At 67.9% G+C, this 22,950-nt stretch carries 28 protein-coding genes and 1 pseudogene; 8 read left to right on the top strand and 21 right to left on the bottom strand.

Annotated features, from left to right (window positions below):
- Nucleotides 1–2: 2 nt before the first annotated feature.
- Nucleotides 3–527 carry an inosine/xanthosine triphosphatase gene (gene yjjX, locus U5914_RS04500; RefSeq protein WP_336134483.1) on the bottom strand — a complete coding sequence of 175 codons (525 nt, stop codon included), beginning with the start codon at nucleotides 525–527 and terminating at the stop codon, nucleotides 3–5.
- Nucleotides 528–594: 67 nt separating this feature from the next.
- Nucleotides 595–1,128, bottom strand: a complete 534-nt coding sequence (locus U5914_RS04495) for a diadenylate cyclase (RefSeq protein WP_336134482.1) — start codon at nucleotides 1,126–1,128, stop codon at nucleotides 595–597.
- Between the two features lie 91 nt (nucleotides 1,129–1,219).
- On the opposite strand from U5914_RS04495, the gene U5914_RS04490 reads away from it, so the two are divergent.
- The gene (locus U5914_RS04490) at nucleotides 1,220–1,369 is read left to right on the top strand and encodes a hypothetical protein (RefSeq protein WP_336134480.1); all 150 of its coding nucleotides are present in this window, start codon (nucleotides 1,220–1,222) and stop codon (nucleotides 1,367–1,369) included.
- A gap of 63 nt (nucleotides 1,370–1,432) precedes the next feature.
- Here U5914_RS04490 and U5914_RS04485 read toward each other — a convergent pair whose 3' ends face one another.
- Together U5914_RS04485 and rtcA are read right to left on the bottom strand one after the other, a co-directional pair.
- The gene (locus U5914_RS04485; RefSeq protein WP_336134479.1) at nucleotides 1,433–3,679 is read right to left on the bottom strand and encodes an NADP-dependent malic enzyme; all 2,247 of its coding nucleotides are present in this window, start codon (nucleotides 3,677–3,679) and stop codon (nucleotides 1,433–1,435) included.
- A gap of 268 nt (nucleotides 3,680–3,947) precedes the next feature.
- Nucleotides 3,948–4,967, bottom strand: a complete 1,020-nt coding sequence (gene rtcA, locus U5914_RS04480) for an RNA 3'-terminal phosphate cyclase (protein WP_336134478.1) — start codon at nucleotides 4,965–4,967, stop codon at nucleotides 3,948–3,950.
- A gap of 154 nt (nucleotides 4,968–5,121) precedes the next feature.
- On the opposite strand from rtcA, the gene U5914_RS04475 reads away from it, so the two are divergent.
- Nucleotides 5,122–5,391: a hypothetical protein gene (locus U5914_RS04475; RefSeq protein ID WP_336134476.1), complete on the top strand. Its 270-nt coding sequence runs from the start codon at nucleotides 5,122–5,124 to the stop codon at nucleotides 5,389–5,391.
- A gap of 119 nt (nucleotides 5,392–5,510) precedes the next feature.
- Here U5914_RS04475 and U5914_RS04470 read toward each other — a convergent pair whose 3' ends face one another.
- The 5 genes and pseudogenes from U5914_RS04470 to U5914_RS04450 form a co-directional block, all read right to left on the bottom strand.
- Entirely contained in the window at nucleotides 5,511–6,185 is a 675-nt protein-coding gene (locus U5914_RS04470; protein ID WP_336134474.1) for a DUF7546 family protein, read from the bottom strand.
- A gap of 3 nt (nucleotides 6,186–6,188) precedes the next feature.
- Nucleotides 6,189–6,407 carry a hypothetical protein gene (locus tag U5914_RS04465; protein ID WP_336134472.1) on the bottom strand — a complete coding sequence of 73 codons (219 nt, stop codon included), beginning with the start codon at nucleotides 6,405–6,407 and terminating at the stop codon, nucleotides 6,189–6,191.
- Entirely contained in the window at nucleotides 6,404–8,128 is a 1,725-nt protein-coding gene (locus tag U5914_RS04460; protein ID WP_336134470.1) for a b(o/a)3-type cytochrome-c oxidase subunit 1, read from the bottom strand. Before U5914_RS04460 ends, U5914_RS04465 begins: the two co-directional genes overlap by 4 nt.
- An 11-nt stretch (nucleotides 8,129–8,139) precedes the next feature.
- Nucleotides 8,140–8,625: pseudogene (locus tag U5914_RS04455) on the bottom strand (cytochrome c oxidase subunit II); the annotation flags it as partial.
- Nucleotides 8,622–8,777 (bottom strand): cytochrome oxidase, encoded by a 156-nt coding sequence (locus U5914_RS04450; RefSeq protein ID WP_336134467.1) that lies wholly within the window; start codon nucleotides 8,775–8,777, stop codon nucleotides 8,622–8,624. The pseudogene U5914_RS04455 and the gene U5914_RS04450, both read right to left, overlap by 4 nt.
- Nucleotides 8,778–8,881: 104 nt before the next feature.
- Here U5914_RS04450 and U5914_RS04445 point away from each other — a divergent pair, with 104 nt between their 5' ends.
- The 3 genes from U5914_RS04445 to U5914_RS04435 are packed head-to-tail and all read left to right on the top strand — an operon-like array spanning nucleotide 8,882 to nucleotide 12,194.
- On the top strand, nucleotides 8,882–9,082 hold the full coding sequence (locus tag U5914_RS04445) for a DUF8131 family protein (protein WP_336134466.1): 201 nt from the start codon (nucleotides 8,882–8,884) through the stop codon (nucleotides 9,080–9,082).
- Between the two features lie 6 nt (nucleotides 9,083–9,088).
- Nucleotides 9,089–9,886 (top strand): sulfite exporter TauE/SafE family protein, encoded by a 798-nt coding sequence (locus U5914_RS04440; protein ID WP_336134464.1) that lies wholly within the window; start codon nucleotides 9,089–9,091, stop codon nucleotides 9,884–9,886.
- Entirely contained in the window at nucleotides 9,876–12,194 is a 2,319-nt protein-coding gene (locus tag U5914_RS04435) for a heavy metal translocating P-type ATPase (RefSeq protein ID WP_336134463.1), read from the top strand. Before U5914_RS04440 ends, U5914_RS04435 begins: the two co-directional genes overlap by 11 nt.
- A gap of 17 nt (nucleotides 12,195–12,211) precedes the next feature.
- Here U5914_RS04435 and U5914_RS04430 read toward each other — a convergent pair whose 3' ends face one another.
- The 6 genes from U5914_RS04430 to U5914_RS04405 form a co-directional block, all read right to left on the bottom strand.
- Nucleotides 12,212–13,087, bottom strand: a complete 876-nt coding sequence (locus U5914_RS04430; protein ID WP_336134462.1) for a universal stress protein — start codon at nucleotides 13,085–13,087, stop codon at nucleotides 12,212–12,214.
- Nucleotides 13,088–13,241: 154 nt separating this feature from the next.
- The gene (locus U5914_RS04425) at nucleotides 13,242–13,685 is read right to left on the bottom strand and encodes a universal stress protein (RefSeq protein ID WP_336134461.1); all 444 of its coding nucleotides are present in this window, start codon (nucleotides 13,683–13,685) and stop codon (nucleotides 13,242–13,244) included.
- Between the two features lie 129 nt (nucleotides 13,686–13,814).
- Nucleotides 13,815–14,582, bottom strand: coding sequence for a hypothetical protein (locus U5914_RS04420; protein WP_336134460.1), 768 nt, complete (start codon nucleotides 14,580–14,582; stop codon nucleotides 13,815–13,817).
- A gap of 88 nt (nucleotides 14,583–14,670) precedes the next feature.
- On the bottom strand, nucleotides 14,671–15,294 hold the full coding sequence (locus tag U5914_RS04415) for a helix-turn-helix domain-containing protein (RefSeq protein ID WP_336134459.1): 624 nt from the start codon (nucleotides 15,292–15,294) through the stop codon (nucleotides 14,671–14,673).
- A gap of 142 nt (nucleotides 15,295–15,436) precedes the next feature.
- Entirely contained in the window at nucleotides 15,437–15,676 is a 240-nt protein-coding gene (locus U5914_RS04410) for a hypothetical protein (protein ID WP_418766742.1), read from the bottom strand.
- Between the two features lie 76 nt (nucleotides 15,677–15,752).
- Entirely contained in the window at nucleotides 15,753–16,277 is a 525-nt protein-coding gene (locus U5914_RS04405) for a DoxX family protein (RefSeq protein WP_336134455.1), read from the bottom strand.
- A gap of 277 nt (nucleotides 16,278–16,554) precedes the next feature.
- Between U5914_RS04405 and U5914_RS16855 the strand changes: the two genes are divergently transcribed.
- Nucleotides 16,555–16,713, top strand: a complete 159-nt coding sequence (locus U5914_RS16855) for a DUF7563 family protein (protein WP_418766740.1) — start codon at nucleotides 16,555–16,557, stop codon at nucleotides 16,711–16,713.
- A 49-nt stretch (nucleotides 16,714–16,762) separates the two neighbouring features.
- On the opposite strand, the gene U5914_RS04400 is transcribed toward U5914_RS16855, so the two are convergent.
- From U5914_RS04400 to U5914_RS04380, 5 genes are all read right to left on the bottom strand, one after another.
- Nucleotides 16,763–17,077: a ferredoxin family protein gene (locus U5914_RS04400; protein ID WP_336134453.1), complete on the bottom strand. Its 315-nt coding sequence runs from the start codon at nucleotides 17,075–17,077 to the stop codon at nucleotides 16,763–16,765.
- Between the two features lie 2 nt (nucleotides 17,078–17,079).
- Nucleotides 17,080–18,447 carry an FAD-dependent oxidoreductase gene (locus tag U5914_RS04395; protein ID WP_336134452.1) on the bottom strand — a complete coding sequence of 456 codons (1,368 nt, stop codon included), beginning with the start codon at nucleotides 18,445–18,447 and terminating at the stop codon, nucleotides 17,080–17,082.
- Entirely contained in the window at nucleotides 18,444–19,457 is a 1,014-nt protein-coding gene (locus U5914_RS04390; RefSeq protein ID WP_336134450.1) for an electron transfer flavoprotein subunit alpha/FixB family protein, read from the bottom strand. Before U5914_RS04390 ends, U5914_RS04395 begins: the two co-directional genes overlap by 4 nt.
- Nucleotides 19,454–20,245 (bottom strand): electron transfer flavoprotein subunit beta/FixA family protein, encoded by a 792-nt coding sequence (locus U5914_RS04385; RefSeq protein WP_336134448.1) that lies wholly within the window; start codon nucleotides 20,243–20,245, stop codon nucleotides 19,454–19,456. Before U5914_RS04385 ends, U5914_RS04390 begins: the two co-directional genes overlap by 4 nt.
- Nucleotides 20,246–20,356: 111 nt before the next feature.
- The gene (locus tag U5914_RS04380) at nucleotides 20,357–20,959 is read right to left on the bottom strand and encodes a universal stress protein (protein ID WP_336134447.1); all 603 of its coding nucleotides are present in this window, start codon (nucleotides 20,957–20,959) and stop codon (nucleotides 20,357–20,359) included.
- Between the two features lie 162 nt (nucleotides 20,960–21,121).
- Here U5914_RS04380 and U5914_RS04375 point away from each other — a divergent pair, with 162 nt between their 5' ends.
- Entirely contained in the window at nucleotides 21,122–21,598 is a 477-nt protein-coding gene (locus U5914_RS04375; RefSeq protein WP_336134445.1) for a pyridoxamine 5'-phosphate oxidase family protein, read from the top strand.
- A gap of 93 nt (nucleotides 21,599–21,691) precedes the next feature.
- The gene (locus U5914_RS04370) at nucleotides 21,692–22,036 is read left to right on the top strand and encodes a helix-turn-helix domain-containing protein (RefSeq protein WP_336134444.1); all 345 of its coding nucleotides are present in this window, start codon (nucleotides 21,692–21,694) and stop codon (nucleotides 22,034–22,036) included.
- A 45-nt stretch (nucleotides 22,037–22,081) separates the two neighbouring features.
- Here U5914_RS04370 and U5914_RS04365 read toward each other — a convergent pair whose 3' ends face one another.
- Complete coding sequence (locus U5914_RS04365) at nucleotides 22,082–22,879, bottom strand: ZIP family metal transporter (RefSeq protein WP_336134443.1); 798 nt, start codon at nucleotides 22,877–22,879, stop codon at nucleotides 22,082–22,084.
- Nucleotides 22,880–22,950 lie beyond the last annotated feature (71 nt).

Here is a 22,950-nt window from a genome sequence, read left to right as displayed (position 1 = left end):
TTTCAGTAGTGGTCGGTGACGAACGGCCCCAGCGCACCCGAAACCGCGGCGGCGAGCGCCGACTGCCGGTCGAGACCACCGGCAGTCAGCGCGCCGGCAGCGCCCTGCCGTCTCGCCACGTCGGACTCGCCCAACGCGTCGTCCATCACCGGCCCGAGTTCCGCGCCGGCATCGACCCGTTCGGCGATGTCGTCGGGCAACCGGAGGCTCGGGCCCGACCCGTGGCCGACCTGCTGGCCGTCGTCGACGGCGGCCCACATGACGAGAAAGAGCCCGTCACAGCCCTCGAAGCGGGCGACGCCGCCCTCGATGCCGATCGCGAGGTCGAAATCCCCGGCTTCCAGCACGTTCGCGGCGCGGGTCTCGGCGCCCCGAACCGTCTCGGCGTGACCGGTCGGCTGTTCGCTTACGCCGGAGGCGACCGGCACCGCCTCGACGGTCGTATCGTCGAACGCATCGCTCGCCGAGAGAACCGATTCGACCGCTCGTCGCTTGACCGGGTTGCCGCTTCCGACGCCGACGTACATGGGCGGCGGTAGCCACGGGGCCGCCAAGGACGTTCCGAAGGCGTGCCGGGACCCTGTGGCGTCGGAACTACCGGCCGCGCCAGCGGTCGCCGAACCGCTCCGGTGGCGTGCTCTCGAAGGTGCCGTTCTGGAAGACCGTCACCCGGCCCGTCTCCTCGCTGAGCGTCAGCGTCGTCACGACGTCGTCGCGAGTCGAGATGTCGAGGGCGCTCATGTGGCGGGCGCCCATCCACGGTTCGTACTCCACCTCGACGTCCGGCGGACTCCGAAACCGGACCAACTGCTCGTTGATGACGCCGTCGACGCCCATGACCGCCGCGCCGTCGCAGTCGCTTGCGACCGTCCGGAGGGCTTCGTAGAAGGCATCGAACTCCTCCAGCGGCTCTCGACCCGTCTCCGGCCAGTAGTTGTCGCCCATCGGGTCCGCGAAGTCGGCGACCGACGCCCCGGAGACGACCGCGAGATACGCCCCCGGCGCCGCCGCCGCGTCCTCCCATTCCCCGAACCCCGCGGCGATTCCTTCCAGACAGTACCGGATGACCGCCTGCAGATGGCCGACCCGATAGTGGGACTGATACGCGATATCCAGCGGCCCGCTCATAGGTGTACTGTCGGGCGGTGATGCATAGTGGTTCGCCCCGACTCGCCACGAGCACGGCAGCGTTAATGAGAGAGCATAACAAACGTCACCTATGACCACGTCCTCCGACCCCCGCAACGCGAACGACGAGGAGGTGTTCCGCCGCGTCGGCTACCTGACGATACTGTGGGTCATCCTGCTCGTCATCGCCGGACTCGCGCTCATCTTCTTCGGCGACGCGTTGTTCGACCTGATCGTCTAACGGACCGGTCGCGTCCGAGGGTCTCGCTTCGCTCCGACCCTCGCAAATGCTCACGACCGGTCCTTATTGCGCGTCCACCACAGCCACGCTCGCCAGATTCACGATATCCTTGACCTCGTCACCGCGCTGGAGGACGTGAACCGGCTTGTCCATCCCGACCAGCATCGGGCCGATTGCCTCCGCGCCGCCGAGACGCTGGAGCAGTTTATAGGCGATGTTGCCCGCTTCGAGGTTCGGGAAGACCAGCACGTTCGCGGGCTCTTGCAACTCCGAGAAGTCGTAGTCGCCGGTCAGCATCTCCTCGACGACGGCGGTGTCGGCCTGCATCTCGCCGTCGACCGGGAAGTCGACCCCGGGGTTCTCACGGAGGCGACGGGCGGCCTCGCGGGGCTTGCGCGTGCCCTCGTTGTCGACCGTCCCGAAGTCCGAGTAGGAGAGTAGCGCGACCCGGGGGTCGACGTTGAACTGCCGGGCGAGGTCGGCGGTGTGGGTCGCGACCTCTTCGAGGACGTCGGCGTCGGGCGCCTGATTGACGGTGGCGTCGGCGACGAAGACGACGCGGTTCCTGAAGGTGAGCATGTAGACGCCCGCCGCGTAGTCGGAATCGTCGGCGGTGCCGACCACCTGCAGTGGCGGCCGGAGGGCGGTCGGATAGTGGTTCGTCAGCCCCGTCAACATCGCGTCGGCGTCGCCCACCTCGACCATCACGCTGGCGAGGTAGTTGCCGTCGTGGACCATCCCCGCTGCCTCCCGGCGGGTGACGCCGTTGCGCTGGCGCAACTCGTAGAGGCGGTCGGCGTAGGGGTCGAGTTCGTCGGTCGTCGGGTCGACGATTTCGGGGTCGAAGTCCAGTCCGAGGTCGGCCGCCTGCTCCCAGATGGCGCGCTTGTCGCCGATGAGCACCGGATGGGCGATGTCCTGCTCGACCAACTGGTAGGCCGCCCGAATCATCTTGGGGTCGTCGCCCTCCGCCAGCACGAGTCGCTTGGGGTCGCTTTTGGCCTTGTTGAGGACGACCCGCATCATCTCGCGGGACTTGCCGAGGCGGGCCTCCAGTTCCTCGCGGTACTCTTCGAGGTCCAGTTCTTCGCGGGCGACGCCGGACTCCATCGCCGCCTCGGCGACCGCACCCGAAAGCTCGAACAGCACGCGGGGGTCCAGCGGTTTCGGGATGATGTACTCGGGGCCGAACTGCAACGGCTGGTCGCCGTAGGCCTTCACGACGGCGTCCGGCACGTCGCGCTTGGCGAGGTCAGCCAGCGCCTCGGCGGCGGCGACCTTCATCGCCTCGTTGATTTCGGTCGCGCGAACGTCGAGGGCACCCCGGAAGATGAACGGGAACCCGAGAACGTTGTTGACCTGATTCGGGTAATCCGACCGACCCGTCGCCATGATGACGGTGTCGTCCCGTGCTGCCTTCGCCCGTTCGTAGCCGATCTCCGGTTCCGGGTTGGCCATCGCGAAGACGATGGGGTCGTCGGCCATCGACCGCACCATGTCCTCGTCGACGATGCCGCCGGCCGACAGACCGACGAAGACGTCCGCGCCCTCCATCGCCTCGGCGAGACTTCCCTCGGGCCGGTCGGCCGCGAAGGGTGCCACGTACTCGTGGGGGTCCCCGTCTGCGGCGCGGGCCTCGGTGACGATGCCGTCGATGTCGCACATCGTGATGTTGGCCTTCTTCACGCCCAGCGAGTCGTAGAACCGCGCGGTGGCGGTGGCCGCGGCGCCCGCTCCCGCGAAGGTGACCTCGATGTCTTCGAGGTCCTTTCCTGCGATTTCGCAGGCGTTCAGGAGTGCCGCACCCGAAATGATGGCGGTCCCGTGCTGGTCGTCGTGGAAGACCGGGATGTCCATCGCCTCGCGGAGGTACTCCTCGATTTCGATGCATTCGGGCGCCTTGATGTCCTCCAGATTGATGCCCCCGAAGGTCGGTTCCATCCGGGCGACCGAGTCGGCGAACTCCGCGGGGTCGGTCTCGTCCAACTCGATGTCGAAGACGTCGATGTCGGCGAAGCGCTTGAAAAGGACTCCTTTCCCCTCCATGACGGGCTTGGAGGCCTGTGCGCCGATATCGCCGAGACCGAGCACGGCGGTGCCGTTGGAGACGACGCCGACCATGTTGCCCTTCGTCGTGTAGGTGTAGGCCTCGGTCGGGTCCTTGTCGATGGCGCGACACGGTGCGGCGACGCCGGGCGAATACGCCAAGGAGAGGTCACGCTGGGTGTTCGTCGGCTTGGTCGTCGAAATCTCGATTTTGCCGGGCGGGTCCGAGCGGTGGTAGTCGAGAGCGTCCTCGTCCAGTCCCATGTCGGCCATTGAGCGGCCCGATACAAACACGCAACTATTGTGGCCACGGGAGACGGCGCTCTACGGAGGCGACGAAAGAAGGGGACGGGAAGGGGGAGGAGGGAAGGGGGACGGGAGGTTTAGACCCATCCGAGCCGACTCAGAGTGCCAGCGGAATCGGCTCGGGTATGGGTACCAGCCGGTGCAGACAGAACACGGCCCGTGCGCTGACTGCGGTTCGATATTGTAGGGCTACGTGTTAGGTCCTTGGCATGGTATCTCATGCCACCTAAGGCCCCGAACGGACCGGTTGCCCTGAGAGGAGAACGGCCTCGTCCCGGTCGTCGACGGCCAGTTCGTACCCGAACGTCTCGATGACGCCACGGTTCGTCTCGACGTGGTCGGTGCGTTCGGGCGCCAACATCTCGCCGCCGGCCAGCGCCAGCGGAATCATCAACTGGTCTGCGAGGTGGCGGTCGACCGCACCCACGCCGTCGTGGAACGCCTCGAAACCAGCGACGGCCTCGCTCGCGACCTCCTCGGAGGGCTTGCCGGCCTCCCCGAGGGCGGTAAAGCCCGCGCGGCCGCCCTCGTAGACGGCCGCCAACACGAGCGACGACCCCGTCGACTCGGCTTCGACGTAGGAGACGTCCGTCGGCGTCGGCACGTCGGGCAGCGCCTCGGCGGCGGCCGCGGCCTGCCGACCGGCGACGGCCGGGTCTTCGAGTTCCTCGGTGGCCACCGAATAGACCTCGACCCGCCGGAGTGCGCCGCGGTCGACCAGCGCGAGCGGGTCCAGTTCCGAGGGTCGGAGCGTCAGTTCGATTTCGCCGCCGCCGACCGGATAGAAGCCGCGAGAGGCGACCGAGAGGTCGATATCGAGGCCCGCGCCGAGCAGGAGGGGAAACTTCACGTACCGGAGGTAATCCAGCGGCGGCGACCACGCGACGTCGGTGCCGCCGGCTATCGTCACCGAGGCCTCGGCGTCCAGCGCCGTCGCCAGCGGGACGAGGGTGTCGGCCACCAGCGAGACGCTGCCGGCGGTGCCGACGTCGACGGTCACGTCGTCGGCCTCGATGTCGCCGGGGTCGAATTCGAGCGTTTCGGCACCCTGTTCGTCGCCCTCGACCGTCGCGTCACACAGCGCCGCGGCGGCCTCCACGGCCGCGAGGTGCTGGGGCCGCATTCCGGGCGTCGAGCGGTCGCCACGGACGTTCTCGACCCGGACGCCCTCGCCCGACAGGGCCGACAGCGTCACCGCGGTCCGGACGATTTGGCCGCCGCCCGCCGCGCCGTCGATTTCGTGCATACGAAGATGGGCGACGCGGACGGCCACAAAGCTTCCGACGGCCGACGACGACCGAGGATTCGGGAATCGCCACGGTCGAGCCCTCGGGGGCGCGATTCTCACGCGTTGGGACACAGGTCCCTTATTTAGGGCCGTTCGGCGCCTTGCTTCTACTATGAGTCAACCATTCGACCGACGGCTCGCGGACGACCCGCCAGTGCGCCCGGAACGCGTGATGCCGGCCGTCGCGCTGGTCGTAACGGGGCTCGCAGTCGCGCTCGTCCTCGTCGGACTGGCGTCGCTGTGGCCGGCCCTCGCCGGGGTGCTTCCCGGAACGGCCTCGGGGCTCGCGGTGGGCACCCTCGTGTTCGGTGCGCTCGCCGTGCTGACCCTCGTCGCCGCCTCGATGGTCAGCCGACGGGTCGCGCCGAACCGGCCGCAGTAGCGACGACAGCGAGGCTTTTTTAAACAGATTTCGTCCCGGCTGGTAGCATTTATAAGGAGTGGCAACAGCGTTCGGCAGCCGCCGGGCGCTCGTCGGAGCCGAAAACCGTCGAGCGGGCGCTATGCGGCCCGTCGGGCCGCCCAGTAGAGCACGCCGACGGTGATGAGGAACAGCGCCGTCGAGAGGTCGTAGGCGACGCCGGGGACGGCGGTCGCCAGCGGCGAGCCGACGCCGCCGAGGGCCGCCAGCAGGGCCGCGCCGAACGGCCATAGACAGCCGACACAGGTGGCGAGGCCGAGCAGCCCCGCCACCGCGCTTCGGGCGCCGGCGAGGACGACCGTGTACACCAACACGGCGAGGGTGGCGTAGCCGACGACTTCGAACGGGAGGACCGCGAGGTCTATCCAGCCGTTGGTGTACAAAAGCGCCGGCCCCCAGCCGGGCGAGAGCCACGCGATGCGGGCCGGCATCTCCATGCCACCCGGGCCGAGGAGGCCGCCCGCAACCGCCAACACGAGGAAGTAGACGGCGGCGACCGCGCCCGCGGCGAGCCGTCGGCTTCGGTCCGCCGGAATCGTCGGCCGCCGGAGCAGGACCCACGCGCCGACGTTGATCCACACGAACGGGTACAGCGTATAGCGGGGTTCGAGGACGCCCGTGCCGGTGACCCGGAGGTAGGCGAACACGGCCAGCAACTCGACGACCAGCAGCGCGCCGACCGCGCTGACGGCCGTCGACCGCGCGACCGGCAGTTCCGGGACGGCCGACCGGCCGGTGCCGTTGGAGGTCGCCATCGGTCAGGCTCCCTCGGCGTTCGTCTCCTCGTCGCCGACCCGGAGGTTCCAGAGGCCGACGCCACCGAGGACGGCGAGGACGAGCGCCGCCGCGACGGCGAGATACTGGGTCGCCGAGAGGGCGAACCCGAGGAGGCCGGCTATCGTCCGCAACTCGACGATGACGGGCACGAGGAACGCGAGGATGACGAGCAGCCCGCCACGGGTGATGCGACGGCTCACGATATCACCTCGATTATCCACGCCGGATACGTGCCGGTGCCGGGCCCGAACAGCCCGCCCTCGGAGATGATGGCGCCGATGGGCAGGACGTACGCGAGGATGACCAGCAGGACCGCGATGGCCGTCCACAGCGCGAGGTTATCGAGCACCTCGGGGGCGTCGGACGGCCCGGACAGCGCGGGCGGCAGCGTCGCGTCGAAGGCCTCCTCCATCGGCGGTTCCAGCAGCGAGACGATGACGTTCCCGAGGAACAGCACCACCGAGATGAACAGCAGCGTCCCGCCGATGGCAATCTGGAACCGGAGTTCGCCGACCGTACTGAAGCCGGCGTCGAAGGCGAAGCCGGAGTACTGCGGTTCGGCGGTCCGTCGCGGGATGCCGATGAGGCCGCCGCGGTGCATCGCGTTCGACATCAGCGTCATGCCGACGAACCACAGGACGACCTGGAACAGCCCGATACGCCGGCTGTAGACCGACCGCCGGGTCAACTGCGGCAGCAGCCAGTAGGTCGACGCCATGAACGTCAGCGCGACGGCCGTCCCGACGGTGAGATGGAAGTGGCCGGGCACCCACAGCGTGTTGTGGATGAGATAGTTGATGTTCATCCCGGCGTTGACCATGCCGGAGAAGCCACCGGCGGCGAACATCAGGCCGGCCAGCGCCATGCCGGTGAAGGCCGGGTCACGCCACGGGAGGACGCCGAGCCACGAGAGATACCCCTCGCCGCCGCGCTGGCGGGCGCCGTGTTCGACGCTCGCGACGACGGTGAAGGCCGTCAGCAGACTCGGCAACAGCAGGAACATCGTGTTCGTCATCGCGATGAACTTGAAGCCCTCCGCGATGCCGGGGTCGACGTACTGGTGGTGGATGCCGACCGGCGTCGACAGCAGGAGGAACAGCACGAAGACGACCCGCGCCAGTGGGTCGCTGAACAGGCGACCGCCGGAGAGTTTCGGCAGGACGGTGTACCAGAGCAGATACGCCGGCATCAGCCAGAAGTAGACGACCGGGTGGCCGAAGAACCAGAACAGCGTCCGCGTCAAAAGCGGGTTCACCTGCTCGATGAGTCCGAGTGACCACGGCAGCAGGAAGACGACGACCTCGATAGCGACCCCGAGGGTGGCGATATACCACATCAGCATCGAGGTCAGTACCATGAACGCCTGCAGGGGAATCCGCTCGCCCTCGTTCTCGTCACGCCACTGCCACCACATCCGGAACCAGTCGAAGCCGGCCAGCCACGTGCCGATGATGAAGACCGCAAGGCCGGCGTAGAACAGCGGGTGGGCCTGCAACGGCGCATAGAAGGTAAAGAGGACGTCGGCGCTCATCGGTATCGAGTCGACGAAGCCGGCGAGGATGGCGATGCCCGCCATCGCCGTTCCAGCGACCATCAGCAGATACCAGGTCCACGTGAACCGTGTATCGATGACCGGCCGGTCGAGGCTTCTGACCATCGCCCACGTGAACACCCCAACGAGGAAGAAGATGGTAAAGGAGATGACGAGCAACACGCCGTGAAGTGTCAGGACGGTGTAGTAGTCCGCCGAGTCGATGAATCGGAAGTAGTTCGTCCGGTGGAGCGCCTGTATGATGCCGCCGAGAGCGCCGATGCCGAGCGCGACGAAGGAACTCCACAGCGCCGCCCGGACGATGCGAGCCTCCTCGGGGAACCGGTCGACGAACAGTCGCTCGCCGGTCAGTGCGTCTTGGTCGCTCATTCGCTGCCTCCTTCGTATTCGTCCTCCGGGAGGACGACGAGTTTCCCTTCCATGTCGTGGTGCCCCTCTCCGCAGTACTCGTTGCAGAGGATGCCGTACTCGCCGGGTTCGTCAAATTCCACGGTTATCTCCGCGACCTGCCCCGGGATGACCATCGTGTTGACGTTGGTGCCGACGACCTCAAAGCCGTGCACTACGTCTATCGACGTGATGTAGAACGTGACGCGGCTGTTCGCCGGCACCTCGATGGGACTGGGTCGGAAGATGAACTGCTGGGCGATGACGTAGGCCTCGTATTCGTTCTCGCCGACCTGTTCGACCCGTGGCTCGGCGAAGCGGTCGTCCTCGCCGACTGCGGTGGCGTCGATGGTCCCACCCTCGTTGTCGACCATCGCGACGCCGGCGCCGACCGCGCCGTAGGTCACCGTCGCGATGAACCCGACGATGAGCACGAGCGCCGCCACGAGCCAGATCTTCTCGTAGGTGTGGACGTTCATCCTACCACCGTCGGCCCGTTGCCGAGGAACTCGATGAAGTAGGTGAAGATCCACATCCCCACGAGGATGAGGAAGTAGATCGTGATGAGGACGGCCGTCCCCACCGGATCGAACTCCTCGTGTCCGAGTTGTCGTTCGGTATCTGTCGACATGTTCAGCGGTGTTTCAAAGACATACGATAAAATACTTCCCTCGGCTCTCAGCCCGCGGGAGGCGGGGATAGAGTTTTCAACCACCGGCGGTCATACTTTTCGGCATGGAACTGACACCGCGTCGGGGGACGATCGTCGCGCTTCTCGCCCTCGTTCCGGTCGCCACCTTCGCGTTCGCTCGTGGCGAGCCGCTCGTCGGCATCGCTCTCGTGAACGTCTGCCTCATCTTCGGGAGCCTCTACGTCGCCTTCTCGCCGGTTTCGGGCCACGGACACGGCGGGAACGGACACGGCACGGCCGGCTAACGCCCGATGGTACTCGACAGCGTCGGGGTCGACCTCGCCGTCTTCGGCCTCGTCGGCCTGCTCGCCGGCGCCCACTGTCTCGGGATGTGCGGACCCCTCGTGACGCTGTACGCCGAGCGCATCGACGCGACGGCCGCCGACGGCGGGCGACGAGCGGGCCAACTCACCCCGCGGGCGGTCCGCCAGCACACGCTTTTCAACCTCGGTCGCGCGACCAGCTACGCCGCCATCGGCGCCCTCGCCGGCCTGCTCGGCGGCGTCGTCTTCGAGTCGGCCGCGACAATCGAGGGCGTCGGCGACGGCCTCCGGGGCGGCGTCGGCGTCCTCGTCGGCCTGCTCGTCGTCGCCGTCGGCGTCTCCTATCTGCTCGGCGGCGCCGCCGACCTGCATCGGTTCGTCCCCGACGGCGCGCCGCTGGGCCGGGTCGTCGCCGCCGCGACCGACCGCGTCGACCGGCTGGCGGCCGGCCCCGGCATCGTCGGCCTCGGGGCGCTCCACGGGCTCTTTCCCTGCCCCATCATCTACCCGGCATATCTGTACGCCTTCGCCGTCGGCGACCCCGTCCGTGGCGGCCTGTCGCTTTTCGTCCTCGGGGTCGGTACCATCCCGACGCTGTTGCTGTACGGAACGGTACTGGACGCCGTCGACGCGACGCGACGGCGGCGCCTCCACCGGGCCCTCGGGGCGGCGTTCGTCCTGTTGGGCTACGTCCTGTTGGCCCACGGCCTGATGCTGTTCGGCGTCCACTTGCCGCACCCATCGCTTCCCTACCGACCCATCGACGAGTTCACCCATGTCCTGTAGCCTCTGTGACCTCCCGACCCCCGACCCGCCCGTGACGGCCGACGACGTCGACGGCGAGTTCTGCTGTCGCGGCTGTCTCGAAGTCCAGCGCCGCCTCGGCGACGAGGCCGACGCGGCCCTCGAAGCGAACGAAGCGGGGCCGGACCTCGGCGCCGAACCCGTCCCCGAGGGCCGCGAGCAGGAGTTCCTCGCCGTCGAGGGGATGCACTGCTCGAGTTGCGAGGTGTTCGTCGAGTCGCTGGCCCGCGACGTCGAGGGCGTCGACGCCGTCGAGGCCAGTTACGCGAGCGAACTGGCACGGGTCGTCTACGACCCCGAAGCCGTCGACAGCGACGCCCTGCCCGCCCGGCTGTCGGGCTACGGCTACGAGGCCCACGACCCCGAGGAGACGGTCGACGACGACGGCAGCGACGTGGTTCGGTTCCTCATCGGCGGCGGCTTCTTCGGCATGATGGCGATGCTGTGGTACGTCATCTTCCTCTATCCGACCTACTTCGGCTACCCGCCGGTCGTCGACTTCGGCGGCCTCGATTTCACCTACATCGCCGCCAACATCTGGGCTTTCACCTCGGTCGTCCTCTTTTATACGGGATTTCCCATCCTCCGGGGCGCCTACGTCAGCCTCCGGTCGTGGCGACCCAACACCGACCTGCTGGTGTCGCTGGCCGCGGTCGGCGCCTACACCTACAGTACGCTGGCGATGCTTCTGGGCCGCTCAGAGCTCTACTTCGACGTGACCATCGCGGTCGTCCTCGTCGTGACGGCGGGCACCCAGTACGAGTCCCGCATCAAGCGGCGGGCCAGCGACCTGCTCTCGGAGTTGACCCAGCAGCAGGTCGCCGAGGCGGTCCGCCACCCCAGCGGCGAGCGGGTCGACGTCTCGGCGGTCGGCCCCGGCGACCGACTACTGGTCAGACCCGGCGACCGTGTCCCCGTCGACGGAACCGTCGTCGAGGGGTCCGCGGCGGTCGACGAAGCGCTGGTGACCGGCGAGTCCCTGCCCCGGAGCAAGGAACCCGGCGACGAGGTCCGGGGCGGCACCGTCGTCACCGACGCGCCGCTCGTCGTCCGCGCCGGCGAGGAGGTGACCAGCACGCTCGACCGCATCGTCGAGTTGCTGTGGGGGATTCAGAGCGCCCGCCCCGGCGCCCAGCGACTGGCCGACCGGCTGGCGACCGTCTTCGTCCCGCTGGTCGTCCTCGTCGCCGTCGCGACGACCGCATGGTTGCTCGCGAGCGGGGCGACGCCGACTGCCGCGCTGTTGACGGGACTGACCGTCCTCATCGTCTCCTGTCCCTGCGCGCTGGGGCTGGCGACGCCGCTGGCGGTCGCCGCCGGAACGCGAACCGCCGCCGAGGCGAACGTCGTCGTCGCCACGCCGGCGCTGTTCGAGGCCGCCCCCGAGGCCGACACCGTCGTCTTCGACAAGACCGGGACGCTGACGACGGGGGCGATGGCGGTACGAGACGTCACCGCGACGGCCGACGACGAGGAAGCACTGCTGGCGCGGGCAGCGGCGCTCGAACGCTTTTCGTCGCACCCGGTGGCGGAGGCGGTCGTCGACGCCGTCGAGGACCCGCCCGAGGCGACCGATATCGAGGAACACGACCGCGGCGTCGCGGGCACCGTCGACGGCGAGGCGGTCCTCGTCGGCCACCCCTCGCTGTTCGAGGCCCGCGAGTGGACGGTGTCCGACGACCTCGCCGACCGGGCCGACGAGGTCCGAATGGAGGGCGCAGTGCCCGTCCTCGTCGGGCGGGCCGGCCGCGCCGAGGGCGTCGTCGCCGTCGGCGACGAGACGCGGCCCGAGTGGGCCGAAGTCGCCGAGACGTTCGCCGACCGCGAGGTGGTCGTGTTGACCGGCGACGAGGGCGCGGCTGCCGACCGCCTCCGCGATGACCCCGCGGTCGACCGGGTGTTCGCGGGCGTCAAGCCGGCGGCGAAAGCCGAGACGGTCCGCCGACTCCGGGCCGACGGGACGGTGGCGATGGTCGGCGACGGCAGCAACGACGCGCCCGCGCTGGCGGAAGCCGACGTCGGCATCGCGCTTGCCGGCGGCACCCGACTGGCGACCGAGGCCGCCGACGCGATCGTCGTCGACGACGACCTCCGGTCGGTGCCGGCGACCTTCGATATCGCGTCGGCGACGAACCGCCGCATCCGGACCAACCTCGCGTGGGCGTTCGGTTACAACGCCGTCGCGATTCCGCTGGCGGTCGCCGGCCTGCTCAACCCGCTTTTCGCCGCCGCCGCGATGGCATCGAGCAGTCTGCTCGTCGTGCTCAACTCCTCGCGGTCGCTGCGCTGACGTGCTGAAAACCGGGCCTACCGGACGACGGTCACGGTGACCGGCGACCGGCGGACGACCGTCTCGGCGACGCTGCCGAGCAGCAGGCGGTCCAGTCCGACGCGGCCGTGACTGCCCATGACGACGTGGTCGAAGCCGCCGGCCGCCGCGCGGTCGGTGATGACCTGCGGGGGGTCGCCCGTCTCGACCGCGGTCTCGATGTCGACATCGTCGGCCGATACCTCCCCGCGGACGTCGGCGACCAGTTCCTCGGCCGCGGCCTCGGCCCGCTCGTACCACTCCTCGGAGCCGTGGAGGGGTTCCTGCCGAACGTCGACCTCCTCGAGGGCGCTGTAGGCCGGTTCCGACGGGTCGATGACGTGCAATAGCGTCACCGACTCGGGGTCGTGTTCGGCACACGCGTAGTCGAGCGCCTGCCGGGAGAGCGGCGACCCGTCGACGGGGACGAGAATCCGGCGGTCCGGCTCCTCGCTGTCGCCGCGGACGACCGTCACGGGGACGGGCGACCGGCTGACGACCGTCTCGGCGACGCTACCGAGCAGTATCTGTCGCGCGCCGGACTGGCCGTGTTCGCCCATGACGACCCGGTCGAAGTCCTCGGCGAACTCCGGGATGGTCCGGGAGGGCGGACCGAAGGCCGTCTCGGTCGCGACCTCGATGCCGGCCTCCGCGGCCCGGCGGTCGACCACCTCGAAGAGGTCCTCGGCGTCGGCCCGAGCCCGGTCGAGTTGCGCGCGCCGGTGGCCGGAGGCCCGCTCGGCCTCCCCGGCGGTATCGACGACCCCGATGACGTGAAGCACCGTCACCTCGGCCTCGGGGAATTCGGTCAGTACGTATTCGAGAGCAGCCTTCGACGGCTGATTGCCGTCCATCGGGACGAGTATGGATGTCATCGGTGGATCACCAGAACAGTGCCAAGTACTACCACGCCCTTGCATAAAAATCAGCCGTAGTATCCCGCGCGGTGGGAGTCGGCCCCTCGTACGACGTGGCGGTGAGCGGTGTGTGCCCGTCGAGGCGACCATCGCGGACCGCGGCCGTCCGTATTCAGTCGTCGCCCTCGTCCGCGCGTGCCTGCACCGTCAACACCGGGCGGTCCGAGGTGCGAACGGTCCGCTCCGCGACGCTGCCGAGCAGCAGGCGGTCCAGCCCGCTGCGGCCGTGGGTCCCCATGACGATGACGTCGACGTCGTGGTCGTCGGCGTACGTTCGGATGACGCGATGGGGCGACCCGCCCTTGACGGCCGTTTCGACGGCCTCGATGCCGGCCTCGGTCGCCCGGTCGCGGGCCTCCTCGACGATGCGTTCGCCCTCCGCTTCGAGTTCGGCGAGCAGGTCCGATTCCCCGGCCGCCATGACCTGCACGTTCTCCTCGATGACGTAGAGGATATGCAGCGTCGCCCCGTGAATCCGGGCCTGTTCTATCGCGTGGTCGAGCGCCGCCTCGGCGCCAGCGCTGCCGTCGGTCGGAAAGAGGATGTCGTCGTACATGGGTGGTAGGCCTCCGACGCCGACAGCCGCTGTCGGGTCGTTTCGGTGGCTTGTTCGATAGTTCGTCGTCCGGCTATAAAGTCAGGGATGGTGCGTCCGGTGGGCTAAGAAGGGGGCTTGCAGACGCTCCTACTCGTCGAGGGACTGCTGGCGCCACGTCGTCCAGTCGTACATCCGCTGGAGTTGGCCGCCCTCCTGTCGGATGGCGACGGCGGTATTGAAGATGAACGCGGCCGCCAGCACGGTGCCGACGAGCCAGACGGCGGCGACGTGGGCGTCGGTGGCGCCGACCAGCGGCGACCCGAGGTCGACGAGGACGATGCCGACGACACAGACGACCGCCGGCAGGAGGTGCCGTGTGATGGCCGCGAGGGTCGTTCCCTCGTGGACCCGGACGGTCTGAACGCCGTAGAGGACGGCCCACGCCGAGGCCAACAGCCAGCCGACGGCGACGACCAGCCGGGTCCAGTCGGCCTCGACGAGGAAGCCGAGCCACCACGCGGCGATGAAGACGGCGACCACCAGATAGTCGGCCCAGACGGGCATGAGTCGGGACTGTCCGTCCGGCGAGCGCTCGGCGTGGTAGAGTGCCCGGAGGCCGAGCGCCAAAAAGAGGATGAAGAACAGGACCGCGCCGTCGTTGAAGACCGCGAGCCACGACGCGTCGGCGACGATGGTCGCGGCGCCGGAGACGCCGTACAGCACCGCGGCGCCGGCGGCGACGGCGATGTACCACCACTCGACGGTCTCGGCCGCGAGGACGTACTGCACGTAGCCGACCAGATAGCCGGCCAGAACGGTCGCCGCGACGGCGATAGAGGCGTACGCGAGCAGGTTCGCAGCCGTCACGGTCGCGGCCGGGTCGCCGGTTGCCAAAAGCAGCGTGTGCGGACTCATTGATTCGACGTGCGTTGGCGATTTATATAATAGCACAGGCTAATCCCGGCCCGCGGGAGCAAACCGAAGAACCGACGGTATCAGGAGGTCAGTCGCTCGGGCACGCGACCTCGCTGGCCCGCTCGCGGACCAGTTTGCGCTCGACCGCGTTCAGCCGCTGGGAGACGCCCGACCGGGAGATGCCGAGTCGCTCCGCGAGGTCGTCCAGCGTCGCGCCGCGCGGCTGGTCGTAGTAGCCCAGTTCGACCGCGAGGGTGAGCGCCTCCCGCTGTTTGTCCGTCAGCGTGCTGCCGCCCAACTGGACGCCCTCGCCCTTGTGTCGAATCCGTTCGACGGCGACCGACGTCCCCACCTCCCTGAGGTCCCGGATTATCGAACGGAGCGTCTCGCGGTCCGGGACGACGAGCGAGAACCGCAACCGGCCGTCGCTGGCGGATTCGATGTCGGAGATGCAGTCGTGGCGCTCGAAGACGAGACACGGGCAGGCGTCGGCCACCGGCGTGTGCCGATACCGGCAGGTCTCGTCGCCCTCGATGGCGACCAGACAGGTCGTGTCGTCGGTGTCGGACCGCGTCACCGACTGCCGTATCTCGTCGCCGGTCCGCTCGGCGAGCGGACAGCCCCCATCCGCGTCCATCTCGACTGCCAGTCGGACGTCGAGCGGCCCGACCTCCCCGGAGAGGCCGCCGGGTCCGGCGGAACGTTGTCTCATTACATGTGGATATTGGCGAACCGCATACAAGTGATGACATCCCGTGTCCCCGAAATTGGGAACCGGTCGTCAGAAGACGTCTCGCGGATGGTTTTGAAAGGTTAGCCGGTAGACCAGTCGTCGAATCGAAGGTGCGCGCCGGTCAGTCGGACGGCATCTCGACCGTCGGCGTGTCCTCGGGTTCGATTCTCGGCGTCGCGACCCGGTAGAGCCCCCACAGCAGGAGGACGGCGAGCCCGGCGAGGACGAGTCCCGTCCGGATGTTCGGGTCGATGGCCGGCGAGGCGACCACCTCGCCAGCCTCGTTGGTCAGCGGCGCAGCACCGTACGGTTCACCGGCGAGCGTTTCGACGAGTCCGAGGACGACGATGCCCAGCAGCATGAGGGCCGCACTGAGCCCCATCGCCGCCTTGTCGATGACGTCGACGTCGTGTGTAGTGTTCATGTCTTGTCCCTCCTTAGCCGAGCAGGTACCGGAGTTTCGGGTGGTTCTTCACGACATCCAGCCGCTCGATGAGGGCGTCGAGCCCGTAGTAGCGGCCGGTCGCGAGGACGATCATGGTCCCGAACAGCAACAGGCCCATCAGGTCGCCGTTCACGAGTCCGTTGCCGAAGCCGGCGTTGCCGACCCAGAAGAACGTCATGAACACCGCGCCGAACAGCGACGCTAAGCGGACCAGCGCCCCGACCATCAGGCCGAGCCCGATGAGGGTCTCACCCAGCGGGACCATCGCCTCGATGAGCCATCCGAGGTTGTTGCCCATCCAGACCGGGATGGGACCGAGGACGGTGCCCTCCATGCCCTGCAGGTACATCGGCCCGTACGTGTAGGAGAGGCCGTCCTCGAGGAGTTTCGTCATCCCCGCATGGAAGAACCACCACCCGGTGACGACGCGCAGGAACGCCAGCCAGTAGGCTGTGAGCGCCCCCGACAGTTCGAGTTCGAACGCCTCCGATAGAGGGTTCGCCGCTTGGTATGACATTCTTGTCTCACCTTACGTGTAGGACGTGGCCCCGAACACCCGAATCGACTGCGCACCATTTTACAGTCCTTTATATACTCGTCACGGGGTTCCGTCCCGAAGCGCGGGAACGGGAGCCCGCGTCGGCGGCGCCGCCGCGCGACCACGATATAAAAATCACTTAAAAATAAACGGAGAGACCCATCGGCCGGGAGCGGTAACGATACGACGTCGGGCGAGCGGCGCCCGGCGACGGCGGAACCGACCGAACGACAGCGACGACACACCAGACACACCCATGCCAAAATGCAAGCACTGCGGCAGTTTCGTCACTACCGCGTACGCCCGCGTGTTCACCCCGAACGACGTGGACCAACCCCGCGTCTGTCCGAACTGTCCGGACCGCATTCGGGACGGCGCGGAGGTCCGCGAGGCGCGGTCGAGCAGAACTCGATAAAGAGCCGATTCGACGCGTGAAGGCCGTTCGACCGGAAGAAGGGGCGTGATTACCCCTTCTTGTAGGTCACGCCGCTGCCGGTTCCGGGGTAGCTCCACTCGACGTTTCCGTGCGGGCAGGCCCACCGACAGCTCCCGCATTCGAGGCAGTTCTCGTAGGCGATCTCGGGGACGCCCTCGTTGCCCTTCCGCCAGACGCCGGCGGGACAGACGGACACGCAGTCGTAGGTCGTACACCGTTCGGCACAGAGGCCGGGCAGCGTCACGTCGAGGTGGGATTCTCCCGGGTCCTCGTACTTGACGGTGTAGAGGCGGTCTTCGAGCGAGTCGTTTTCGACGTCCGGGACGTGTGGTTGAACACTCATTGTTATGGGACGAGTTTCCGGTAGCGAAGCGCGAGTCTGGCGGCGCCGGTGTAGCCGCCGACGGCCTCCAGCAGGCGCTTCTTGGCGTTTTTCGCGTGCGTTTCCTTCGGGTCCTGGTCGATGCGGAAGTACTCGGTGCCGGCGTCGGCGAAGGCCCGCGGGAGTTCCCCGAAGACCAGTTCCCGGTCTTCCTCGACGGACTCCATCAGCCACTCGTAGCGCCGGAGGTTCTGGATGACGAAGGACTCCTCGAGGGTCTCGGGATACGCCTCCAGTGCCGCCGCGTCGGTCCGGTCGCGGTCGGCGGCGTCGGCGATGGCCCGGGCGGCGTGGACGCCGCTTTCGACGGCCATGTTCGTCCCTTCGAGGTGGACGCCGTTGTTGAGGACCAGGCCGGCGGCGTCGCCGACGACGACGGCGCCATCGTGGGTCAGGTCGGGCACCGATTCGATGCCGCCCTCGGGGATGGTCTTGGCCGTGTACTCGGCGGTGCGGGCCCCCCGCAGGAGGGGCGCGACCGCGGGATGGGTCTTGAACGCGTTGAGCGTCCCCTCGGGGTCGGGCTGGGACGTCGCCGCGTCCGACAGCCGGTAGGCGAGACCGACGCTGACGGTGTCGCCGTTCGTGTAGATGAACCCGCCGCCGAAGGCGTCGCCGACCGCGCCCTCGCCGAAGTAGTGGTACGCCGCCCCGGCGTCGCCGGAGAGGCGGAACCGGTCCTCGATGGCGGTGTCGTTGTCGGGGAACTCGAGGACTTCCTTGACGGCGACCGCGACGTTCTCGCGGTCCTCGGTCGGCTTGAGGTCGGCGCCCTCGCTGACCAGCGAGTTGCCGCCCTCCGCGAGGACGACGTAGGGCGCCCGGAGGCGGCCGTCGGGGCGGTCGGTCTCGACGCCGACGATTCGGCCCTCCTCGCGGACGAGGCTCGTCACCGTCGTCTCGGTGACCAGCGTCGCGCCGGCCTCGACGGCCCGTTCGGCGAACCACTCGTCGAAGTCGCCCCGATAGACCGTGTAGGAGTCGTTGTGCGGCGGGTCGTGCCACTCGCCGGGACTGACCGAGACGGCGGTTTCGTCGTGGTCGGTGAGCATTCCGTAGCGCCGTTCGGCGATGTATCGCTCCAGCGGCGCCTCGTCGATGTCGACGAGTTCCCGGAGCGTCGGGGTGTAGAGGACCCCGCCGAAAACGTTCTTGGCCCCCGGATAGCGGCCCCGCTCTATCATGACGACGTCGAGGCCCTCCTGGGCCATCGTGAGGGCGGCGGCGCTGCCGGACAGCCCCGCGCCGACGACGACGGCGTCGAACTGGTCGTTGTAGTCGGGCGTTTCGGTCTCGCGGTCGGCGAGTGCGTCGGGCATCGCCTGGCTCATCGTGTCACCTCCGCGGCGTCGGTCGCGTCGAGTCGCTCGGCAAGGTCGGGACAAACCTCGAAGAGGTCACCGACGATGCCGTAGTCGGCGTGGTCGAAGATCGGTGCGTTCGGGTCGTTGTTGATGGCGACGACGACGTCGCTGTCGTTCATGCCTTCGAGGTGCTGGACCGCCCCCGAGATGCCGACGGCAACGTACAGTTCCGGCCGGACCGTCTTGCCGGTCTGGCCGACCTGTCGGGAGCCCTCGACCCAGCCCTCGTCGACCGCTTTCCGGCTCGCGGCGAGTTCGGCGTCCAGCGCGTCGGCCAGCCGTCGGACCGGTTCGATATCGCCGTCGATGCCGCCGCCCGCGGCGACGAGTCGGTCGGCCTCGGTGATGTCCGCTGTGTCGCCGACCGAGCGTTCGAGGACCTCCGTCAGCGTGTCCGATTCCTCGACGACGACGTCGACGTATTCGACCGTTCCCTCGCGGTCTCCCTCCGGCGGCGCCGATTCGAAGACGCCGGGGCGAATCGTCGCCATCTGCGGGCGGTGTTCCTCGCAGATGATGGTCGCGAGGACGTTCCCGCCGAAGGCCGGCCGCCGGGCCTGCAGGACGCCCTCGTCGTCGACGTCGATTTCGGTGCAGTCCGCGGTCAGGCCGGCGTGTGCCGGGACGGCCACCCGCCCGGCGAAGTCGCGGCCGGTGTGGGTGCCCCCGATGAGCACGATAGAGGGTTTGCGCGCTTCGACCATCGCGCGGAACTGCTCGCCGTAGGGGTCCGCCCGGTAGGGCTCGAACACCGCGTCGTCGGCGACCAGCACGCGGTCTGCACCGCGGGCGATGGCTTCCTCGGCCACGTCATCGACGTCCTCGCCGATGACGAGCGCGACGAGGTCCTCGCCCGTCTTCTCGGCGAGCGTGGCAGCCTCCGCGAGCAGTTCCCACGAGACCGTCATCACCTCGCCGTCGTGTTCCTCGATGAAGACCCAGACGTCGCTGTACGCCTCGGGGTCGATGTCGGTCATGGCAGTACCTCCGTCTCGCCGAGTTCCTCGACGAGGTCGTCGACGTCGTCGACGGTAACGCGCTCGCGGTCGACGCCCTCGATGGTCTCCATGCCGCCGACGTTCGTCGGCGACGCCTCCAGCCCGACCCTCGATTCGTCGATATCGAGGGTGTCGGCGTCGAGCGTCACCGGTTCGAACTCGTTTTCGGCGTAGAGTTTGCGGTGGAGGCCCGCCGGCCGGGGGTCGTTCTCGCCGAAGGCGACGGCGACGACGACCGGCAGGTCGGCGGCGACGCGCTCGTAGCCGCCTTCGACGTCGCGTCGTGCGACGAGCTGGCCGTCCTCGGGGAGGCCTTCGAGTTCCTCGACGTAGGTGAGTTGGGCCCACCCGAGATGGGCGGCGATGCCCGGCGGCACCTGTCCGGTCGAGGAGTCGGTCGTCTCCTCCCCGGAGACGACGACGTCGGCGTCGAGGTACTCGGCCGTTCGCGCGAGCGTCAGGCTCGTCGGCCACGTGTCGCTCCCGCCGAAGGCGATGTCGGAGACCAGCACGCCGTCGTCACAGCCCATCGCGACCGCCACTTCGAGGACCTCGGCGGCCGGCGGCGGCCCCATCGTCATGGCGACGACGCGACCGCTCATCTCGTCGCGGAGCTGGAGGGCGGCCTCCAGCGCGTTTCTGTCCGGCCCGTTCAACACGGCGGGCGCGCTCGACCGGTCGAGTCGCCCCGTATCCGGGTCGATGCGAACTTCGTCGTCGTCGGGTACCTGCTTGATACCGACGACTATCGTTGGGTCCGTTGTCATGTATTATGCACCCACCACACTAGGGACTCCACAGACAGCCGGGATAAGACGTGATACCGTGTCTCAATTAGCGAGACAGCCCCGCCCCGATTTAAAAACGAGAGCCGTTCGTCAGGCGCTCGACCGCTGGATGACGCTGGTTCGCTGGGTGACCGGGTCGACGTAGACGAGTTGCTCGGCGCCGTCGGCCTCGGCTTCGACTACCCAGACGTTCCGTTGCTGGTCCGTCCCGAGGACCGAAACCTCGTCGTAGCCGTCGGCTTCGAGGGCCTCGATGACGATGGCTTCGGCCTGCGCGCTGTCGGTGACGGTCCGGTCGGTTTCCGGCAGGCGGACGGTCAGCACCGAGGGGTCGGCGTGGCGGACGACGCGTTCGGCGACGCTGCCGATGAGCCGCCACTGGAGACCCGACCGGCCGTGGGTGCCCATCACGATGAGGTCGGTGTCTGCCTCGTCCGCGGCGGCGAGTATCTCCTCGGTCGGGTCCCCCTCCCGTATCTCACGGGTGGTATCGAGGTCGTAGACCTCGGCCAGTTCTTCGAGGGTCGCGACGGCCTGTCGACCGGACTCCCGCAACTCGTCGTCGTCGTTCGTTTCGGCGACGTGGAGTATGTCGACCGTCGCCCCGTATTGGCTCGCGAGGTCGAACGCCTGCATCGCCACGTGTGCCGTCCCCGTACTCCCGTCGGTCGGAACCAGTATGCGCTCGTACATACTGAAAAGAGGGCGGCAAACGGGCAAATAAGGATATAGAGGGTCCTACGCCGAGGGAGTCATCGAAGAGTATATGTGTCGTTTCCGGCCGTCGCGCCGGAGCCACCGAATCCGGGGAGTATCAATCCGACCAATCATATACATAGGGAGAGAATACCACACATGGACGACGATAGCCGCTTCCGGGGGGAACCGATAGATGACTCGACGATGGAGGCGCTGCTCCGTGAGAGGGGGTTCGGCGTGCTATCGCTCGCTCGCGACGGGATGGCCTACGGGATACCCGTCTCCGCCGGCTACGACGACGGTCGACTCTACTTCGTCTTCTTCGGGTTCGGCACGGCGCCGAGCCGGAAACTGGAGCGGGTACAGCACACCGAAAGCGGGAGTTTCCTCCTCTATGAGGTCGCCGGTCCTGACGACTGGTGGAGCGTCATCGCACAGGGAGCGATTCGGCTGGTCGACTCCCGGCAGGAGTGGGAGCGACTCGAAGCGGCGATGCGGGACAACGCGTGGCGGCCGAACATCCTCGACGACGCGGCGAAATCCAGCGGCGTCGAAGGATACGTGCTGGAGGTCGCCGACGTTCGTGGATGGCGCGGGCCGGACGCCGAATTCGAGGCGCTCGACGAGGAGTGACGACGGCGCGACCGCCGTCCGAGTCCCGGCCGGGCTTATACCGCTTCATATTGGTGGTACATACCGAACCGGCCGGGACTCGAACTGACGACCATGAGCCGAGCATCCCAAAGCGAGGGTGAAGCGCCGACCTCGGGAGCGATGGAGACCAGACGGGTGCTGGAGTCGGTCACCGACGAGGACGTGCTGGCGCTGTTCCAGCAGTTGTGGCGACCGAAGACGGTCTCGAAACTCGTCGAGGAATGCGGGATTCCGAAATCGACCGCATACCGGAAGATGGACGAACTCGAATCGAGCGGGCTGATAGCGCCGGTCGGTGAAACCGGTCGCGCGGCCAGTCCGGCCACGAAGTACCGTCGAACCGTCGACGAGATCAGGATTCGAATCCACGATTCGGTGACCGTCGAGTACCTGACACACCAGACTCACATCGACTGAGGTGGGGTGTCGACTACGAGGGGCCCTACGAGAGGGCTCAGTCCCTCACACGAACAGCAGCGGGAGCATAAGCAGGATTCCACCGACGACTCCGCCGACGAGTTCGGGGCGGCCGCCCCGCGGCAGGTCCGCGCCGGTGTCCAGCGCCTCGGGGACGAACTCCGAGAGGACGAGATATATCATCGCGCCGGCCGCGAAGCCGAATCCGAACGGGAGGAACTGGCGGGCGATGCGGACGAACCCGAACGCGAGGACGGCCCCGACCGGCTGTGGCAGACTCGAGAAGACGGCCCACCAGACCATCTTCCATTCGGGAACGTTCATCGCTCGCAACGGGATGGCGATAGCCGTCCCCTCGGGGACGTTGTGGATGGAGATGGCGATGGTCATGAAGATGGCCAACACCGGCACGGTAAAGCCGAGTATCATGGGACCGGTCCCGAGGTTCAGGTCCGCGAAGGCGACGCCGACGGCGACGCCCTCGGGGAAACTGTGGACCGTCAGGATGCCCAGAATGAGCACGAGTTTCTTGAAGTTCGCTTCCTCGTAGTCGCGGGCGTCGAGTTCGGCGTCCATCAGCACCTCGTGGGCGACGACGACGAGCACGACGCCGACGGCCATCCCCGCGAGTATCTCCAGCGGCGTCCCCACGGCCAGTCCCTCCTCGACGAGGCCGAACAGCGAGGCGGAAAGCATGATGCCCGAGGCGAAGCCCCAGAGGATGACGTTCCACCGGTCGCTGATATCGTCGAAGAAGAAGAACGGTATCGCTCCGAGGCCGGTCGCTAAGGCGGTGATGAACCCGGCGACGAACACCAGCGTTAGGTTAGCGAGTAGTCCCACGGTCGGTCATCGAAGCGCAGGGTACTGTATCGAACGGTTCGACGGGCCGGTTCGGTAGCGACGCGCAGGAT

The organism is Natronomonas amylolytica (genome assembly GCF_037031205.1).
Lineage (GTDB): Archaea > Halobacteriota > Halobacteria > Halobacteriales > Haloarculaceae > Natronomonas > Natronomonas amylolytica.
This window is presented reverse-complemented; position numbering and strand designations above follow the sequence as displayed.

Bases quoted from the DNA above. Each gene is read 5' to 3' on its own strand.
- U5914_RS04445 (WP_336134466.1), top strand. From the start codon at position 8,882: ATGGAACTGACACCGCGTCGGGGGACGATCGTCGCGCTTCTCGCCCTC.
- U5914_RS04425 (WP_336134461.1), bottom strand. From the start codon at position 13,685: ATGTACGACGACATCCTCTTTCCGACCGACGGCAGCGCTGGCGCCGAG.
- rtcA (WP_336134478.1), bottom strand. From the start codon at position 4,967: ATGCACGAAATCGACGGCGCGGCGGGCGGCGGCCAAATCGTCCGGACC.
- U5914_RS04475 (WP_336134476.1), top strand. From the start codon at position 5,122: ATGAGTCAACCATTCGACCGACGGCTCGCGGACGACCCGCCAGTGCGC.
- U5914_RS04370 (WP_336134444.1), top strand. From the start codon at position 21,692: ATGAGCCGAGCATCCCAAAGCGAGGGTGAAGCGCCGACCTCGGGAGCG.
- U5914_RS04470 (WP_336134474.1), bottom strand. From the start codon at position 6,185: ATGGCGACCTCCAACGGCACCGGCCGGTCGGCCGTCCCGGAACTGCCG.
- U5914_RS04410 (WP_418766742.1), bottom strand. From the start codon at position 15,676: ATGCTGCTGGGCATCGTCGTCCTCGGACTCGTCGAAACGCTCGCCGGT.
- U5914_RS04495 (WP_336134482.1), bottom strand. From the start codon at position 1,128: ATGAGCGGGCCGCTGGATATCGCGTATCAGTCCCACTATCGGGTCGGC.
- U5914_RS04430 (WP_336134462.1), bottom strand. From the start codon at position 13,087: ATGACATCCATACTCGTCCCGATGGACGGCAATCAGCCGTCGAAGGCT.
- U5914_RS04405 (WP_336134455.1), bottom strand. From the start codon at position 16,277: ATGTCATACCAAGCGGCGAACCCTCTATCGGAGGCGTTCGAACTCGAA.
- U5914_RS04420 (WP_336134460.1), bottom strand. From the start codon at position 14,582: ATGAGTCCGCACACGCTGCTTTTGGCAACCGGCGACCCGGCCGCGACC.
- U5914_RS04385 (WP_336134448.1), bottom strand. From the start codon at position 20,245: ATGACAACGGACCCAACGATAGTCGTCGGTATCAAGCAGGTACCCGAC.
- U5914_RS04460 (WP_336134470.1), bottom strand. From the start codon at position 8,128: ATGAGCGACCAAGACGCACTGACCGGCGAGCGACTGTTCGTCGACCGG.
- U5914_RS04390 (WP_336134450.1), bottom strand. From the start codon at position 19,457: ATGACCGACATCGACCCCGAGGCGTACAGCGACGTCTGGGTCTTCATC.
- U5914_RS04380 (WP_336134447.1), bottom strand. From the start codon at position 20,959: ATGTACGAGCGCATACTGGTTCCGACCGACGGGAGTACGGGGACGGCA.
- U5914_RS04400 (WP_336134453.1), bottom strand. From the start codon at position 17,077: ATGAGTGTTCAACCACACGTCCCGGACGTCGAAAACGACTCGCTCGAA.
- U5914_RS04375 (WP_336134445.1), top strand. From the start codon at position 21,122: ATGGACGACGATAGCCGCTTCCGGGGGGAACCGATAGATGACTCGACG.
- U5914_RS04490 (WP_336134480.1), top strand. From the start codon at position 1,220: ATGACCACGTCCTCCGACCCCCGCAACGCGAACGACGAGGAGGTGTTC.
- U5914_RS04435 (WP_336134463.1), top strand. From the start codon at position 9,876: ATGTCCTGTAGCCTCTGTGACCTCCCGACCCCCGACCCGCCCGTGACG.
- U5914_RS04395 (WP_336134452.1), bottom strand. From the start codon at position 18,447: ATGAGCCAGGCGATGCCCGACGCACTCGCCGACCGCGAGACCGAAACG.
- U5914_RS04450 (WP_336134467.1), bottom strand. From the start codon at position 8,777: ATGTCGACAGATACCGAACGACAACTCGGACACGAGGAGTTCGATCCG.
- U5914_RS04485 (WP_336134479.1), bottom strand. From the start codon at position 3,679: ATGGGACTGGACGAGGACGCTCTCGACTACCACCGCTCGGACCCGCCC.
- yjjX (WP_336134483.1), bottom strand. From the start codon at position 527: ATGTACGTCGGCGTCGGAAGCGGCAACCCGGTCAAGCGACGAGCGGTC.
- U5914_RS04440 (WP_336134464.1), top strand. From the start codon at position 9,089: ATGGTACTCGACAGCGTCGGGGTCGACCTCGCCGTCTTCGGCCTCGTC.
- U5914_RS16855 (WP_418766740.1), top strand. From the start codon at position 16,555: ATGCCAAAATGCAAGCACTGCGGCAGTTTCGTCACTACCGCGTACGCC.
- U5914_RS04415 (WP_336134459.1), bottom strand. From the start codon at position 15,294: ATGAGACAACGTTCCGCCGGACCCGGCGGCCTCTCCGGGGAGGTCGGG.